This window comes from Paraburkholderia sp. GAS41 (assembly GCF_050436545.1).
Classification (GTDB): domain Bacteria; phylum Pseudomonadota; class Gammaproteobacteria; order Burkholderiales; family Burkholderiaceae; genus Paraburkholderia.
Genome location: NZ_JBNDMK010000080.1, coordinates 1 through 1,471 on the forward strand (window position 1 = coordinate 1; position 1,471 = coordinate 1,471).

The 1,471-nt window shown below is 65.0% G+C and carries 2 protein-coding genes; both read left to right on the plus strand.

What is annotated here, in order from left to right; genetic code table 11:
• The first annotated feature begins 103 nt into the window (after positions 1-103).
• The gene (locus P3T43_RS35620) at positions 104-1,072 is read left to right on the plus strand and encodes an ABC transporter permease (RefSeq protein WP_429285662.1); all 969 of its coding nucleotides are present in this window, start codon (positions 104-106) and stop codon (positions 1,070-1,072) included.
• A gap of 90 nt (positions 1,073-1,162) precedes the next feature.
• Positions 1,163-1,471: ATP-binding cassette domain-containing protein (locus tag P3T43_RS35625; RefSeq protein ID WP_429285663.1), on the plus strand; the 309-nt coding region annotated here is incomplete at its 3' end.

Here is a 1,471-nt window from a genome sequence, read left to right on the forward strand (position 1 = left end):
CAGGCCTCGCTCGCGGGCGCCTGATCCGCGACGACGTCACGACGCTTTGTGCTGAACGGATGGCGTTTCACGCCGTCCGTTCAGGCGCATTGGAGAATTGATCATGCATTCGTTTTTCCTGCATCTGTCCATTGCCGACTGGGTCAACGACGTGGTTCAGTCGTTCGTCGCCCAGTACGGCGACAGCTTCCACAATTTCAGCATCGCGCTCTTGCGCTACCTGCTGGTGCCGCTCGAAGGCGTGCTGCGCGCCACCCCGCCGTGGCTGATCCTGCTCGTGGTCGGCGCGGTGACGTGGAATGCGACGCGGCGCCTCGGCATCGCCGGCTTTTTCGTGCTGCTGCTCTACGCGATCGGCTGCTTCGGCCTGTGGGAGAAGCTGATGGAGACGCTCGCGCTGATGCTGGTCGCGACCGTGCTGTCCGTGGCGCTCGGCGTGCCGCTCGGCATCTTCACCTCGCGCAGCGCGTGGCTGCGGCGCATCCTGCTGCCGGTACTCGACATCATGCAGACGCTGCCGAGCTTCGTGTACCTGATTCCGGTGCTGATGCTGTTCGGCCTCGGCAAGGTGCCGGCGATTCTCGCCACCATCATCTATGCCCTGCCGCCGCTGATCCGCCTGACCGATCTGGGTATCCGTCACGTGGACGCGGATGTGGTCGAAGCCGCGCGCGCCTTCGGCACGACGCGCTGGCAGTTGCTCACCAACGTGCAGTTGCCGCTCGCGCGCCCCAGCATCATGGCCGGCATCAACCAGACCACGATGATGGCGCTCTCGATGGTGGTGATCGCCTCGATGATCGGCGCGCGTGGGCTCGGTGAAGACGTGCTCGCGGGCATCCAGACGCTCGATGTCGGCAAGGGCATGCAGGCCGGGATTGCCATCGTGATTCTCGCCATCGTGATCGACCGGATCAGCCAGGGCTACGGGCAGGATCGCCGCACCCGGCGTCTGCTGGCGCTGCGCAAGAAGGCGAAAGCGGTGTCGCGCGTGCCGTACAAGGTCGCGGCCACCGAAGCCGGCGCGGACAGCAATACAGGCGCAGGCGCTGCCGGCAGCAACGCCAGCTAGCGCGGGCTTGAAACCCACGCGGTGAAGTAGTCATCAGGACAGCAGGAACGCGCACCGGAAGGTGCGCAAGAAAGTGCTCAGGAGAGTGACATGGCAGCGATTGAAGTAAAGCACGTGTACAAGCTGTTCGGCCCCGAGACTGGCCACGCGCGCGTGCTCGACCTGCTCAGAAGCGGCAAGGGCAAGGCCGAAGTGCTCGCGCAGACCGGCTGCAACGTCGGTCTGAACGACGTGAGCCTGAACATCGGCTCGGGCGAGATTTACGTCATCATGGGGCTCTCGGGCTCCGGCAAGTCGACGCTGGTGCGCCACTTCAACCGGCTGATCGAGCCGACCGCGGGCGAGATCGTGATCGACGGTTCGGACGTCATCAAGCTGAACCCGCAAGGCCTGCGCGAG